Origin of the sequence: Caballeronia sp. LZ032 (genome assembly GCF_031451315.1) — a bacterium.
Taxonomy (GTDB): domain Bacteria; phylum Pseudomonadota; class Gammaproteobacteria; order Burkholderiales; family Burkholderiaceae; genus Caballeronia.
This window is the reverse complement of sequence record NZ_JARUXP010000003.1, coordinates 708149-722167: the sequence shown is the minus strand read 5'-3', so window position 1 is coordinate 722167 and position 14019 is coordinate 708149. Positions and strand designations below refer to the sequence as shown.

Here is a 14019-nt window from a genome sequence, read left to right as displayed (position 1 = left end):
ACGAAGGCTACGCGCGCGTTTCCCCGCCGCGCGGCTGTTCGATCGCGTAATACACGAGGCAACCGGCCACCACACCCCAGAAGGCTGCGCCCACGCCCAGCAGCGTGACATCGCTCAAGGTGACGACGAACACGATCATCGCGCTCAAGGGCAAGGCCGAACGGAACGCGCTGACGAACGACTTTTCGAGCACGCCCATCATCGCCAGTCCGGCGAGGATCGCGATGTACGCGCCGGGCAGGCTCGTCAGAAGAAATACATAGGCCGTCGAACACACGCCGATCGTCACGCAGATGACGCCCGCCATCAACGCGCCGAGAAAGTGTCGTCCGTGCGTGCCGCCCGACACCAGGATCGCATTGCTCGGCCCGGCCAGCACCGAGGGACAGCCGCCGAAGGGCGCGGTGATCGCCGTGAGCGCGGCGCTGACGAGCGTCACGAGGCGCAACGACGTCCGATAACCCGACGCGCGCGTCACCGCGATACCCTGCGCGTTCTGCACGAACAGCACGGTGATCAGCAGCGGCAGCAGCAGTTGCGAGATCGCGTGAAGGTCGAAGCGCGGCACGATCAACGCGGGCGTCGCGATCCACGCGCCGCCGCTGTGGCTCGGCAGCCTGAAGCCGGTCGCGAACAGCACCGCCGCGCCCGCCAGCATCGCGCCGATCAGCGGCGGCATGGGCGCCGCGTTGCGGCGTTCGAGCCACAGCAGGCCGAAGAAGCACAGCAGCATGCAGCCGCCGATGAGCGGCGCAGCCACGGTCGAATGCACCACGGCCAGCACGTACTTGATGAAGAGTCCGGCGATCATCGCCATGACGATGGGCATCGGCACCCAGCGGTCGAGCAAGCCGACGAGGTTCGTCACGCCCAGCACGAGCAGCACGGCCGCGCATACGAGATACGTCCCCACTGCCGCCCCGAAACCGTATTGCGCGATCACCGGTGCGGCGAGCACCGCGCCGGGAATCGTCCACAGGAACAAGAGCGGCTGGCGCGTCTTCCAGCTGATCGCAATGCTCGCGAGCCCGTTGATGCCGATCGACGCGAACAACCACGACGACGTCTGCGCGAAGCTCAAGCCGCCTTCACGCGACGCGGCGATGATGATGGCGACCGGGCCGGTCGCGGAGAAACTCATGCTCGCGAACGCGAGTGAGAGATAGAGAAGCCACGAGCGGCCGAGGCCGTGATCGCCGCTTGTGTCGCCAACGGACATGGAGAGTGCTCTTGCGCAAGCGGTCTCGCACCGAAACGCTGAAACAGTGAAAGCGTGCAAGACCGCGACGGAACCCAGGCCGTGCGTCAGTGCGCGGCCGCTTCGGCGTGCACCGGCGCGCGCCAGATGAGGCCGATGATCACGCCGAGCACGCACAACGCGGCAATGTACCATGCGGGCGCCATCGTCATGCCCTGCCGTCCCACCATGAAGGACGCGATGGCGGGCGCGGTGCCGCCGAAGATCGCATAGGCCGTGTTGTACGAGAGCGCGAAGCCGGTGAAGCGCACTTCGGCCGGAAAGCTCTTGACGATGATGTACGGCCCGAGCGTGATCGTGCCGATCAGGAAGCCGCCGGCAATATACAGCGCCCAGACCGACGTGCTGCCCGCGTTCAGGCTCAGGTAGAACGCGCCGGTCACGAGCAGCATCGCCACGCTGCCGATGGCATACGCGCGCCCTCCGCCAATCTTGTCCGCGGCCCATCCGGCGAAGGTGCTGCCGAGAATCAGGCCGAAGATCGACCACGAATTGTTGGTGAAGACGTCCTTCGGCGCGAAGTGGAATTGCGTCTGGAGGAAGGTCGGCGTGTAGAGGAAGTACAGCACGAAGATGCCCGAGAACACCCACGTGGCGAGCAGCGAGACGATCACCGCGCCGCGATGCTCCTTCAGCACGACCGCGAGCGGCAGGCGCGCATCGGCCTCACGCTTGGCGCGCAGCGCCTCGAACACGGGCGTCTCCTGCAGATAGCGGCGCAGATAGACCGAGATCAGACCGAACACGCCGCCCGCGATGAACGGCACGCGCCAACCCCAGGTCTTGAGTTCGGCCGGATCCATGTTGCCAATCAGGAACTTCGCCGACAGCGCGCCGAGCAGGATGCCGGTGCACAGCCCCGACATCAGCAGGCCGCACGCGAGACCGATGCGGTCACGCCGCACGTGCTCCGAACAGAAGATCCATGCGCCCGGCACTTCCCCGCCGACCGACAGCCCCTGCAACACGCGGCACAACAGGAACAGCAGCGGCGCGACGATGCCGAGCATCGCGTAGCTGGGCAGCAAGCCGATGAGCAGCGTCGGCGCGGCCATCAGGAACAGGCTCAGCGCGAACATTTTCTTGCGGCCGATCCGGTCGCCGAAGTGCGCGAAGAAGATGCCGCCGATCGGCCGCACCAGATAGCCCGCCGCGAAGATGCAGAACACTTCGAGCTGCGCGAGCCACTCGGGCGTCTGCGGCGGGAAGAACACCGTTGCAAGCAGCTTGGTGAAGAACACCGCGACGATGAAGTCGTAGTATTCGAGCGCACCGCCCAGCGACGCCAGCATCAGCGTCTTGATGTCGTTGCCTGACATCGACCGCCCTTTGATGGCGACGTCGTCCGTCCGTACAGGGGTAGAACTCATGTGAAACTCCAAGGCACTGAGTGAGGTGAGGTTCAACGCATTCGCTTTTTAATCAGCATGCTGATCATTCATGCGCATTGCGGGACATTGCACATGAACCGATCGCACTGATCACTGCGCGACGCGTCCTTCTATTGACTTCGTGATCCGACATCCATCATCGACATGCTGCAATGCAACCCGAGGCATTTCATCAGTACGCTGATTGATAGCTTTGTATCCGGAAAAAAATGGCGGCGCAAGCATGATTGCCCCTACAATCGACGCGGCCGTCGTGGTCCCGGATACGGTGCATCGGGCACCATGTGAAAGCATGCTCCGTGACCGCGCCTGTGACAGACCCCGCGCGCGAAGGCTACACTCCCGTGTGACGAAACTTCTTCGAAAAAGGTAAAGGATGGGCACCGCAGCCGAGAAAAAAGCGGCCGTCTCCGACAGCGGCATCGAAACCGGACATTTGTGGCAACGCCCGGGCTTTCTGATCCGGCGGCTCAACCAGATTCACATCGCGCTCTTCTTCGAGTGCTGCAAGGACTTTGCCATCACGCCGGTGCAATACGGCTTGCTGACCACCTTGAGCGAACGACCCGGTCTCGACCAGACGTCGCTGTGTGCGGAGGTGGGCGTGGATCGCACGACCATGGCGGACGTGTTGCGCCGGCTCGAGGAACGCGGCCTGGTCAAGCGCGAACCGAGCCCGAACGACGGCCGCCTGAAGCTCGCCAACATCACCGCGAAGGGCCGCCGCACGATGAAGGAGATGTACGGCAGCATGCGCCAGGCGCAGGTGAAGTTTCTCGAACCGCTCAGTGCCGAAGATCGCGTTCATTTCGTGCGCATGATGATGAAGCTCGTCGAGGGGAACAACCAGTACGGCCGGACTTCGCTCAAGCACTTCGACTGACTTTGCGTACTCGTCACTGTGCGTCACTGCGTGATGTCGCGCTGGAAGGTCTCGGGCACGAACAGCACGCCGACCGCGAACGACACCAGCGCAATCGTCACCGGATACCAGAGGCCGAAGTACACGTCGCCGCGCGCCACCGCCATCGCCGACACCACGAAAGGCAGCATGCCGCCGAACCAGCCGGAGCCGAGATGAAATGGCAACGACAGCGAGGTGTAGCGGATGCGCGCGGGAAACAGCTCGACCATGAAGGCCGCCATCGGGCCGTAGATCATCGCGAGATAGAGCAGCAGCAGCCACATCAGGAAGATGACCATCGGCGCGTCGATGCGGGCGGGATCCGCGTGGGGCGACCAGCCGGAGGCGATCAGCGCCTGCTCCAGCGCGTGCCGGTCGCTGCCCTGCACGATGCGCGCACCGATCGTCGTCGATGCGCCTTCGCCCGCCGCCGGCCGCGCCTGCTCATACGACACGCCCGACGCGCTCAGGAACGCGCGGATGCGGTCGCACTCCGTCACTGGCGCTGAGAACAGCGTGAAGCGGCAATCGTCGGCGCGAACGGTCACGGGCGCCTGCTTCTGGAAGGCTTCGAGCGCCGGGTTCGCATAGTGCGTCAGCGCGTGGAAGATCGGTTGCGTGGTCGCGGCGAGCAGCAGGCACGCGAGCATCATGATCCACTTCCGTCCGATCCGGTCCGATAGCCAGCCGAACACGAGATAGCACGGAAACACGCCGATCAGCGCGATGGCGAGAAACAGGTTCACCGTGTTCGGCGCGACCTTGAGCGTGTTCTGCAGGAAGACCATCGAATAGAAGTGTCCCGTGCCGAACACGACGCCGACGCCCGATGCCGTGCTGAACAGCATGATCAGCACATACTTCAGATTTCCCCACGTGCCGAAGCTTTCCCCGATCGGTGACTTCGAGAGCCGCCCGGCGCGTTTCATGTCGCGGAAAGTGGGCGATTCCGCGAGTTTCGTGCGCAGATACACGGAGACCGCGAGCAGCACGATCGACACGACAAAGGGCATGCGCCAGCCCCAGCTGCGGAACGCGGCTTCGTCCATTGCCGCGCGGCTGATGCTGACGGCCGCGATGGACGCCAGCAATCCGAGCGTGGCCGTGGTTTGCAGCGAACTTGTGAAGAAGCCGCGCCGTTCGGCCGGCGAATGCTCCGCAAGATAGGTGGCCGCGCCACCGGTCTCGCCGCCGAGCGCGAAGCCCTGCAACAGCCGCAACGCGACGAGCAAGGCCGGCGCCAGCATGCCGATGCGCTCGAAGGAAGGCAGCAAGCCGACGCCCACCGTCGCGACACCCATCAGCACGATGGTCGCCATGAAGGTGTATTTGCGGCCGATGCGATCGCCGAGCCGTCCGAAGAACAGCGCGCCGAGCGGCCGCACGAGAAAGCCGGCGCCGAAGGTGGCGAGGCTCGCCAGGAAGGCCACGGTATCGTTGCCGCTCGGGAAGAACAACGCGCCGAACGTGCCCGCGAGCGCCGCATAGATGTAGAAGTCATACCATTCGAGCAGCGCGCCGAACGAGGACGCAACGATCAGCGTGAACTCGTGGCGCGTGACGGAACGCTGCGGCTGTCCGGAAACAGAGGTATCCATGTCGATCCCATGCGGTTGGCGTGCGCGCCGTCCATGCGGACGATCAGAGGTTCTTGAGCAACGCCAGGGCTTCGTCGCGCTTCATCACGGCCGCATATTTCTGCGCCATGTCGAACAGGTTCGCGTCATGCGGCCCGAGCGCGCGATCGCCTACGCAGTCTGACAATACGAACGGACGGAAGCCGTACTGCATCGCATCGACCACCGACGAACGCACGCAGCCGCTCGTCACCGCGCCCGCGATCAACAGCGTACGCACGCCGTGCTGCGTGAGCCATGCCGCGAGCGGCGTGCCGAAGAACGCGGAAGGCACGGTCTTGCGCACGACCAGTTCACCATCGCGCGGCGTCAGTTGCGGCACGATCGCGCTGTTGTGGGCCGCTTCCTTCAGCGTCAGCAGGCCGGGCACTTTCATCGTGAAGATGTTGTGATCGGCGTCGTCGTCCGCGAATACGATGCGGCTGTGCGCCACCGGCCAGCCCTTCGCGCGCGCGTGCGCCAGCAGCGGCACCGTGTTCTCGATGGCATGCGGAATATTGCCGCCGCCGAAGATTTCGGGATCGGCGAAGCCGTTCACCAGATCGACGATCAACAGGCCGAACGGCGCTTTCGGTTCGAGCGCCGTGCCGAAGCTCTGACGCTGGTAGGTTTCGATATCGTGGGACATGGGAGTGCCTTCAGTGATTTATCGATCCAGCACGACGCCGTCGCGCACGACAGCCTCGCCGTCGAGGAAGACGTCGCAGTGCCGCAGCGGGATGTCGATGTGACAGGTCGTCGTGCGGCTGCCGCCTGCTTCGTTGTTTGGTCCGAGCGAAAACAGGAAATTCCCTTCGAAGGCGCGCGCGTCCATGCCGATGGTTGCCTCACGATCATAGAGACCGAGCGTCGACCAGTGTGCACGCGGTTGCAGACCCCAGCCGATATGCGAGATCGCGTAGGCTTCGGGATCGTTGAAGGTGGCCATGTATTCGCTCAGCAACTGCGCGTCGATGCCGCCTTCGATGCGCGTCGCATAGCCGCCCTCCACTGTCAGTTCGATGCGGTCCTGCACATAGCTCTTCTGCGGCAGCAGGATGTCGCCGCGATCGATGACGATGCGTCCATGGGCTGTGCGATCGTCCGGGAAGGTCAGCGCGAAGCCGCTCGGCCAGTGATCCCAGCGGCCCGGTTCATCGACGAAACCGTACTCCGCGATCGGTTCGAATTCGCCCAGCGGACAATGAAAGTCCGTACCCGCCGCTGACACGATGTGCATCTTCTTCGCACGCGCAATGCGTGCCTGCGCCGCGAGGACGCGCGTCCGGTCGCCTTCGGTCGGCACCAGACGCGTGAGCACTTCAGGCGGCTCCACGGCAAGCAGGATCTTCGTGCCGGTCTTGAGAATGTCCAGCTGCTCGGGAGAGAACAGCAGAGTCATCAGGTCGAGGACGAGATCGCTTTCCTTGAGCGCCGCGATGGCGGCACGGTTGCCCGTGAGTGGCGTCGTGCCGAGATACGCGAGCGAATCGCGGCTCAAGGACTTCTCGCCGTTCACCGGCGGCAAGTCGAGGCGGTTCACGACAGCGCCCAGCGCCTGGGTCGCGATCAACGCGGTGGCGAGCGTCTGCGGATGCGTGGACGCGCTGGTGAGGATCGTCACCGTCTGCCCGGCTTCGAGACGCGAAAGCTTCAGAACCCGGGTCCAGGCATCGACCATTTGATAGTCACTGACGGGCATGATCGCCTCCTTGAATGAGCGGCGCACCGAGGAACTCACCGAGCGCCGCGTAGAAGCCGGCTTCGTCGTCCCACGGAATCATGTGGCCTGCATTCTGCACGCGCGTGTGTTCGAGATGCGGCACGCTTGCGCGAATCTCTTCGACATCTTCGTCGCGCACCACGTCGCCACGTCCCGCCGTCACCAGTCGTGCGGGAATCTTCAGATGCGGGAGATCGGCGTGGATGTCGTCGGTATGGAAGCCTTCGAAGCTCGCGCGAATCGCGCGTTCATCGCAGGTATGCAGCCATTCCGCGCGCAACGCGAGCTGCGCCTCGGTCCAAGTCGGGCAGAACGCACGCATCGCTTCGGCGCTCATGCCTTCGCGCGACTGGCGGATCGAATCCACATACCACGGCAATTGCGACGGATACGGACGTCGTCCCGGACCCGATACCGGCGGATCGATCATCGCGAGCCGCACCATGCCCTCGGGGGCCGACCGTGCGGCGCGAATGCCGATGCGCGCCCCCATCGAATGCCCGAGAACGCTGTAGCGTTGCAGGCCCAAAGTAGTTGCGAACGCAATCAGATCGGCAGCTTGCACGTCGAGGCTGTAGTCGAGCGTATCCGACGCCGACGACAAGCCACGGCCGCGCACGTCGAGCACATAGGTATCGAAGACCTGACCGAGATGTTCCGCAACGAATCCCCACGTCACGGCCGGACTCGTGATGCCCGGCACGATGATGATCGGATCGCGTCCGGCGCGCTCGCCGCCGTAACGGAGGTAGTGCTGGCGGATACCGTTGGCGTGCAGGTTCGCGCCGCAGACGAAGGTGGACATAAGCGCCTCGATCAGTATGCGCCCGACAGCAGGGCGCCCGCGCCCGGCACCACGGCTTCGAGGCCGAGTTGCTTGAGCATCGCATACGTGGTCGCGACCGCCGCCGTGACGACCGGCTTGCCCGTCAACGCCTCGACCTTCGCGATGACCGGCAGCGAAGGCATCTGCACGCACGCCGACAACACGATGGCGTCCGCTTCCCGATAGCGCATCGACATCACGATCTCGGGCAGGCGGCTCGGGTCGTGGCGGCCCACTTCGAGATTGTCCGGAATCTCCAGCGCACGATAGTCGATGACCTCGTAATCCTCGTTGCGGATATAGTCGACCACGAGATCGGTCAGCGGCCTCATGTAGGGCGCAACCACCACGACGCGCTTCGCGCCGATCACCTTCAGCGCATCGACCAGCGCGCCCGCGCTCGTGATGACCGGTGCATCGCCGCCGTTCTCCACGGTGCGTTCGTGCAGGCGCTTTTGCGACACGCGGTGATAGCCGTGTCCCATCGCCATGATCGCGACGAGGCAGGCATAGCCGAGCACATCCACGCGTGCATCGGACAACTCGACGGCGCAACGGTCCGACTCCGCATCCATGGCCGCCAGTTCTTCCTTGACGACCTTCTTCATGCGCATGCGGCTCGAATGGAACGTGAAGCGCTCGGGCCGGATCGACTGGCGCGCGAGCAACATCGCGGGGATTTCGGTTTCCATCGTCGTGTTCGAACTCGGCACGATCTGGCCGATACGGTATGGCTTCGTCATGTGCTGCTCCCTCTGCTTGATTGATTGCTTGATTGCTTGCTTGCGACCGATCAAAGGCGGAACAGGCGTTCCGCGTTTCCGTGACAGACGAGCGCGCGCGTGGCGTCGTCGAGCGGTGCGCGTTCGATGAAGTCCGCTGCAATGGCCGTCGACTCGTATGGATAGTCCACCGAGAACATCACCGCCTCCGCGCCCATCTCGCCGATCGCGCCCATCAGCGCGGGCGCCGAACACACGCCCGAGGTCGTGATGAGAATGTTCGTGCCGATGTATTCCGAAGGCGCGCGCTCCAGCGTCAAGCCATGCGAGTACACGGCGAAGCGGCTGTCGAAGCGCCAGCGCAGATAAGGCAGGCCCTCGCCCATGTGACCGAGAATGAGCTTGAGCTTCGGGAAGCGGTCAAACACGCCGCTGAACAGCAGACGCAACGCATGGCTGCCCGTTTCGACGCCCCAGCCCCAGGTCGCGCCGGTGAGTTCCGGATGGCCGTCGAGCACGCGCGGGTTCACGAAAGCGTCGGTGGGATGCAGGTAGAGCGGAACATCGAGTTCCTGCATCGTCGCCCAGAACGGATCGTAGGCGCGGTCGTCGTAATAGGTTCCCAGCGTATGGCCGTTGACAAGCGCTCCCTTGAAACCGAGTTCGCGGACTGCGCGCGTCAGTTCATTCGATGCGGCGTGTGCCGTGTGCATCGGCAAGGTGGCGAAGCCCCCGAAGCGCGCCGGATGACGTGCAATCTGCGTGGCGAGGAAGTCGTTGCTTTCCCGCGCGCGGCGGATCGCGAGCGCGGCATCGGGCTCGCCCTGCACGCTCGGACCCGTTTGCGAGAGGATCGTATAGTCGATCCCGGCGCGGTCCATTTCGACGATGCGCTCCTCGTCGAAGTCGTTCAGGCGCGCCGCGAGATCGCGCAGCACCTCGGGTGCGATGTGCTGCGTGAAGCTCTTCGAATAGCCCTGGAAGCCCGGCGTGCTGAAGTGCTCTTCCAGAGCGATCTTGCGAATCCGCTTGCTCATGTAAAACCTCTATGGATTATTTAATCAGTGGACTGACGATATGGCCGAAAAACCGGGTGCCTGGCCAGTCATGCGCCGTTCAGTCGCGCTTGCCGAAAAGCTGCTTGATGCGGCTCCAGATGACGCTCCACACGAGACCGCCCGCATTGAACTTCGCCGATGCAGCCGATGCAGCCGATGCCTCCGGCGCATCGCTGCCGCCGAGCTGCGCGGTGATGCGCGCGCCGAAGTCCGCGATCATGCGTCGCACGAAATCCTTCACAAGCCCCGAGCGCGAGAATTGCGCGAGCGGGCCTTGCAGCATGTATTCGAGCGTGACTGCCACGCGCGTCTGAGCGCCGTTCGCCTCGCTGGACAAGGCGTAGGTGACGTCGCCGTTGGCGCGCGAGCGGCTGATGTTGTCCTGCCCCGCACCGCGCATCACCGCGCGATGCGCGGCGTCATCGCGTTCCAGGCGCGCGGCGCCGGCGAAGTTCGCCGACATCGGACCGAACTTGATCGCGATCTTGCCCTTCAGGGACTCGCCGTCGTGATCCAGGAGTTCCGCGCCCGGCAGGCAGCGCGCAACGGAAGGCAGATCGCCCATGAAGGTCCAGACCTGATCGAGCGGGAACGGCACGACGAAGCTGTCGTCGATGGCAGTCCAGCCCTTGCGCTGTGCGCCCGCAGGCTCGCTGACGGCCGCCGCCGTGGGTGCGGCAGCCTGAGGCGCGCTGGCGGGCGCCGCCGCGAAAGTCTCGAACGCGGGCGCGGCGATGGTTGCATCGCTAACCACTTTGCGTGCGACGGGCGCATCCGCGATCGGATTCTCCTTCAGGTCCGCGAGCACCGCCTTGATCGCCGCGACGATACCCATGTAGCCCGTACAGCGGCACAGGTTGCCCGAGAGTTCGAGACGGATGCGCGCTTCATCGGCGTCGGGGAAACGCCGCACGATATCGCTCGCTGTTATCAGCATGCCCGGCGTGCAGTAACCGCATTGCAGCCCATGATGAATCGAAAACGAACGGCGCAGACGGCGCATCAGTTCGTCGTCGTCGAAGCCCTCGATCGTGCGCACCTTTTGTTGATCGCATGCCACGGCGAAGGTGATGCACGAACGGACCGGCTCGCCGTCGACGAGCACGGTGCATGCGCCACACACGCCGTGCTCGCAGCCGAGGTGCGTGCCGGTGAGATGATGCGTTTCGCGGAGGAAGTCGCCGAGATGCACGCGCGACTCCACATCGCTGCGCACGGAACGGTCGTTGATGGTGAGTTCGATGACGGACATTGCAGTCTCTCAGTCTCTTCTAGGCTTGAGTCGTGCCGGCGTCGCCGAGCGCCTGCGCCAGGCAGCGCTGCAATGCGGCGGCATGGATCGAGCGGTCGATGCTGTCGGCGTTGGGCATCGCCCCGGCCACCGCTTGCGCGAGCGCGTCTTCAGTGACGGCGGACGGGCCCCGCTGAGCGATCTGGCGCGCGAGGTCGTCGAGTGCGGCGGGCGGACCGTCGAGCGCGCCAAGCACCACGCGTGCGAGTCCCGAGCGTGCATCGAACGCAGCAGCCGCGCTGGCATGCGCGAACTCGCCAGTCTTGCGGCATAGCTTGTAGTAACCCCAGCGCAGCGTCGGACCCAGCTTGGGCAGCAGCACCGCAGTGATGATTTCGCCTTCTTCGAGCAGCGTCGTGAACGCGCCGAGCATGAAGCCGCTCGCGCGCACCTGCCGCGTGCCGCCGGCCTTCGCCACTTCGAGACGTGCATCCAGCGCGGAGAGCGCGAGCGGCCAGTCCGCCGCCGGATCGGCATGCGCCAGACTGCCGCCGATCGTGCCGCGATTGCGGATCGCGCGATACGCGATGCCGCTCGCCACGTGCTGCAGATAGGGATGACGCAGCAGTTCGTGCGTGCCGTCCTCGATCTCTGCGTGCGTGACGGCTGCCCCGACGCGCACGAAATCGCCGCTCGCGGTCACGCTGCGCAGGTCCGCGATGCGCGATACATCGATCACGCGCGACGGGCGCGCGAGGCGCAGGTTCAGCATCGGTCCCATCGACTGACTGCCTGAGATGGGCTTCGCGTCACTCAACTCGCGGAGCGCTTCCGGCAAGGATGCCGGCCTCACATAGTCGAACGCAGCGGACTTCATCCCGCCACCTCCTGGCTCAGTTCTTCACGCGGCGCCTGGCTCTTCGCTCGCGCGGCCTCGATGGCCGACAGCAGGCGGCGCGGCGTGAGCGGCGTCTCCGATACGGTCGCGCCGAGCGGCATGAGCGCATCGTTCACCGCGTTGAACAGCGCGGCGGGCGGAGCAATCGCGCCGCCTTCGCCGACACCCTTCGCACCAAACTCCGTATAGGGCGACGGCGTTTCCATGTGAATGATCCTGAGCGGAGGCAATTCGGTCGGCCCGGGCAGCATGTAGTCGGCGAGCGTGGAGGTCAGCGGCTGCGCATTGTCGTCGTAGAGCGTCTCCTCATAGAACGCGGTGCCGATGCCTTGCGCCGTTCCGCCGATCGTCTGTCCCTCGACCACCATCGGATTGATCATGCGGCCGCAGTCCTCGACGATCACGTAGTCGAGGATCTCGACATCGCCCGTCTTCGGATCGACGGCCACGGCGGCGGCGTGCGTCGCGTAGCTGAACGCGCCGGTGTCCACCTTGGGCTTGAAGCCTTGTGTCGCCTCAAGACCGGCCAGGTTCACGCCGGCGGGCAGCCGCTCGGGACGCAGATACCACGCGGCCGCGATCTCCCCGATCGACACACGGCCTTGCGTGCCGATCACGTCGCCCCGCTCGAAGCGGACCGCTTCCTGCGGTTCGCCGAGCAGATGCGCGCCGATGAACAACAGACGCGGCACGAGCTCGCGGCAGGTCGCGGCCACCGCGCCGCCCGCCATGACGATGCTCCGCGATGCATAGGTGCCGGTGGAATATGGCGTCAGCGCGGTATCGCCGTGTACGACCTTGATCTTTTGCAGCGTCACGCCGAGCACTTCGTTTGCGATCTGCGCGAGCGTGGTCTCCATGCCCTGGCCATGCGAGTGAATGCCCGCGCGCACTTCGAGGCCGCCGTCGGCCGTGATGCGCACCGTCGCGAGATCGTAGCCCGGCACCACCGGCAGGCCCCACGACGCGAACACCGCCGTGCCGTGCGCGGACTGTTCAGTGAAAGTCGCAAAGCCGACGCCGACGAGACGCCCATCCTTCTCGCCCGCCTTCTGCCGCGCGCGCCACTTCGGCACGTCGAGTTGTTCGACCGCGCGCCGCAGGCTTTCCTGGAAGTCGCCGCTGTCGTAATGCTTCTTCACGACGTTCGTATAAGGCATGTCCGCGCCGCGCACGAGATTGTCGTGACGCACTTCCCACGCTTCGCGTCCGACTGCACGCGCAATCGCGTCCATCGTCAATTCGATCGCGAAGCACACGCCCGTGCGCGCCACGCCGCGATACGGCAGAAAGCCCGGCTTGTTGGTCGCTGCGCATTGCGTGCGGCAGCGATAGCCCTTGAAATCGTACGGTCCCGGAAGATTGCCGAGCGCCTGGCCGGTTTCCAGTCCGATCGTGAAGGGCCACGCGGAATAGGCGCCTCCGTCGATCAGCAGTTCGGCATCGAGCGCAAGCAGGCGGCCCGTCTTGTCCGCGTAGGCGGTGAGTTCGTAGTGGTGCTGACGCGAGTTGGCGCCGGCGATCAGATGCTCGCGGCGGTCTTCAATAAAACGGAACGGTTTCCGGAAAGTGAGCGCCAGCCACGCGATGCACAACTCTTCCTGCTGCAACACGCACTTGTAGCCGAACGCGCCCCCCACGTCGGGCGAGATGACGCGGACCTGCGCATGGTCGATGCCCAGGCACTGCGACAGCACCGTGCGGATCATGTGCGGCACTTGCGTCGATGTAATCACGACGAGTTGCCCGTGCGTATCGTCCCAGTACGCGAGCACGGCCTTGCCTTCCATCGGCACCATGCATTGACGCGCGAGATCCACTTTCTGTTTCACGACGATGGGCGCGTCCTTCGCGCGTTCGTCGAAATTCACGTCGGCCTTGAGGTCGAGGAACAGGTTGTCCGTCCAGTGATCGTGTACGCGCACGTCGGTGCGCTCGCGGGCGGTGAAGGCATTGGCGAAGGCCGGCAGTTCATCGAGATCGAGCTCGATTTCCTCGGCGATGTCTTCCGCCTGCGCGCGCGTCTTCGCGAAACACATCGCCACCGGTTCGCCGACGAAGCGTACCTTGCCGGACGCCAGCGGCGGATGTGACGAGGGTTTGTACGAAGGCAGGCTCGAATCGGCGACGATATCGGTCGCGCCTTGCATGTCGTCGCGCAGGATCACCTGTTGTGCGTAGCGCTCGGGCTTGCCGATACGCACGATGCGCGCATGCGCCACGGGACTGCGCAGGAACGCGACCTCCTGCAGATCGGGAAACGTATAGTCGGCGACGAACTTGCCCTTGCCTTGCAGATGCCGTTCGTCTTCTCGACGCCTGACGCGCGCGCCGACACCGCCTGTTTCGACAGGTGCTTCCGTATTTTCCGTGTGACTCATATGCGCACTCT

Annotated in this window: 12 protein-coding genes; 1 reads left to right on the top strand and 11 read right to left on the bottom strand. The window is 64.7% G+C overall.

The genetic code is table 11. From position 1 onward, the window contains the following. Nucleotides 1-7: 7 nt before the first annotated feature. Together QCE69_RS24770 and QCE69_RS24765 are read right to left on the bottom strand one after the other, a co-directional pair. Complete coding sequence (locus QCE69_RS24770; RefSeq protein WP_309924004.1) at nt 8-1219, bottom strand: benzoate/H(+) symporter BenE family transporter; 1212 nt, start codon at nt 1217-1219, stop codon at nt 8-10. An 86-nt stretch (nt 1220-1305) separates the two neighbouring features. Further along, on the bottom strand, nt 1306-2628 hold the full coding sequence (locus QCE69_RS24765) for an MFS transporter (protein WP_309816294.1): 1323 nt from the start codon (nt 2626-2628) through the stop codon (nt 1306-1308). Nucleotides 2629-3025: 397 nt separating this feature from the next. On the opposite strand from QCE69_RS24765, the gene QCE69_RS24760 reads away from it, so the two are divergent. Then, on the top strand, nt 3026-3532 hold the full coding sequence (locus QCE69_RS24760; RefSeq protein WP_309924000.1) for a MarR family winged helix-turn-helix transcriptional regulator: 507 nt from the start codon (nt 3026-3028) through the stop codon (nt 3530-3532). A 23-nt stretch (nt 3533-3555) separates the two neighbouring features. Here the strand turns inward: QCE69_RS24760 and QCE69_RS24755 are convergent, their stop codons facing one another. The 9 genes from QCE69_RS24755 to QCE69_RS24715 all read right to left on the bottom strand — a co-directional run bounded on the left by QCE69_RS24755 (nt 3556) and on the right by QCE69_RS24715 (nt 14008). Beyond that, on the bottom strand, nt 3556-5151 hold the full coding sequence (locus QCE69_RS24755; RefSeq protein WP_309933496.1) for an MFS transporter: 1596 nt from the start codon (nt 5149-5151) through the stop codon (nt 3556-3558). Between the two features lie 43 nt (nt 5152-5194). Next, a complete protein-coding gene (locus QCE69_RS24750) occupies nt 5195-5818 on the bottom strand; it encodes an N-carbamoylsarcosine amidohydrolase (protein WP_309933495.1) in 624 nt (207 codons plus the stop codon). Nucleotides 5819-5836: 18 nt separating this feature from the next. Beyond that, a complete protein-coding gene (locus QCE69_RS24745; protein WP_309933494.1) occupies nt 5837-6871 on the bottom strand; it encodes a 2,5-dihydroxypyridine 5,6-dioxygenase in 1035 nt (344 codons plus the stop codon). After that, the gene (locus QCE69_RS24740) at nt 6858-7697 is read right to left on the bottom strand and encodes an alpha/beta hydrolase (protein ID WP_309933493.1); all 840 of its coding nucleotides are present in this window, start codon (nt 7695-7697) and stop codon (nt 6858-6860) included. The genes QCE69_RS24745 and QCE69_RS24740 overlap by 14 nt, the downstream gene beginning before the upstream one ends. A gap of 11 nt (nt 7698-7708) precedes the next feature. Beyond that, nucleotides 7709-8461 (bottom strand): Asp/Glu racemase, encoded by a 753-nt coding sequence (locus tag QCE69_RS24735; RefSeq protein WP_309933492.1) that lies wholly within the window; start codon nt 8459-8461, stop codon nt 7709-7711. Between the two features lie 50 nt (nt 8462-8511). Beyond that, a complete protein-coding gene (locus tag QCE69_RS24730; RefSeq protein ID WP_309923988.1) occupies nt 8512-9477 on the bottom strand; it encodes an amidohydrolase family protein in 966 nt (321 codons plus the stop codon). Nucleotides 9478-9556: 79 nt separating this feature from the next. Continuing rightward, complete coding sequence (locus tag QCE69_RS24725) at nt 9557-10750, bottom strand: 2Fe-2S iron-sulfur cluster-binding protein (protein ID WP_309933491.1); 1194 nt, start codon at nt 10748-10750, stop codon at nt 9557-9559. 19 nt (nt 10751-10769) lie between these two features. Further along, nucleotides 10770-11606 (bottom strand): FAD binding domain-containing protein, encoded by an 837-nt coding sequence (locus QCE69_RS24720; RefSeq protein WP_309933490.1) that lies wholly within the window; start codon nt 11604-11606, stop codon nt 10770-10772. Next, a complete protein-coding gene (locus QCE69_RS24715; protein WP_309923982.1) occupies nt 11603-14008 on the bottom strand; it encodes a xanthine dehydrogenase family protein molybdopterin-binding subunit in 2406 nt (801 codons plus the stop codon). The genes QCE69_RS24720 and QCE69_RS24715 overlap by 4 nt, the downstream gene beginning before the upstream one ends. Nucleotides 14009-14019: the final 11 nt, after the last annotated feature.

What these genes read in the sequence shown, in the direction of transcription:
- QCE69_RS24760 (WP_309924000.1), top strand. Translation starts at nt 3,026, where the DNA reads ATGGGCACCGCAGCCGAGAAAAAAGCGGCCGTCTCCGACAGCGGCATC.
- QCE69_RS24735 (WP_309933492.1), bottom strand. Translation starts at nt 8,461, where the DNA reads ATGACGAAGCCATACCGTATCGGCCAGATCGTGCCGAGTTCGAACACG.
- QCE69_RS24765 (WP_309816294.1), bottom strand. Translation starts at nt 2,628, where the DNA reads ATGAGTTCTACCCCTGTACGGACGGACGACGTCGCCATCAAAGGGCGG.
- QCE69_RS24725 (WP_309933491.1), bottom strand. Translation starts at nt 10,750, where the DNA reads ATGTCCGTCATCGAACTCACCATCAACGACCGTTCCGTGCGCAGCGAT.
- QCE69_RS24715 (WP_309923982.1), bottom strand. Translation starts at nt 14,008, where the DNA reads ATGAGTCACACGGAAAATACGGAAGCACCTGTCGAAACAGGCGGTGTC.
- QCE69_RS24740 (WP_309933493.1), bottom strand. Translation starts at nt 7,697, where the DNA reads ATGTCCACCTTCGTCTGCGGCGCGAACCTGCACGCCAACGGTATCCGC.
- QCE69_RS24745 (WP_309933494.1), bottom strand. Translation starts at nt 6,871, where the DNA reads ATGCCCGTCAGTGACTATCAAATGGTCGATGCCTGGACCCGGGTTCTG.
- QCE69_RS24750 (WP_309933495.1), bottom strand. Translation starts at nt 5,818, where the DNA reads ATGTCCCACGATATCGAAACCTACCAGCGTCAGAGCTTCGGCACGGCG.
- QCE69_RS24770 (WP_309924004.1), bottom strand. Translation starts at nt 1,219, where the DNA reads ATGTCCGTTGGCGACACAAGCGGCGATCACGGCCTCGGCCGCTCGTGG.
- QCE69_RS24730 (WP_309923988.1), bottom strand. Translation starts at nt 9,477, where the DNA reads ATGAGCAAGCGGATTCGCAAGATCGCTCTGGAAGAGCACTTCAGCACG.
- QCE69_RS24755 (WP_309933496.1), bottom strand. Translation starts at nt 5,151, where the DNA reads ATGGATACCTCTGTTTCCGGACAGCCGCAGCGTTCCGTCACGCGCCAC.
- QCE69_RS24720 (WP_309933490.1), bottom strand. Translation starts at nt 11,606, where the DNA reads ATGAAGTCCGCTGCGTTCGACTATGTGAGGCCGGCATCCTTGCCGGAA.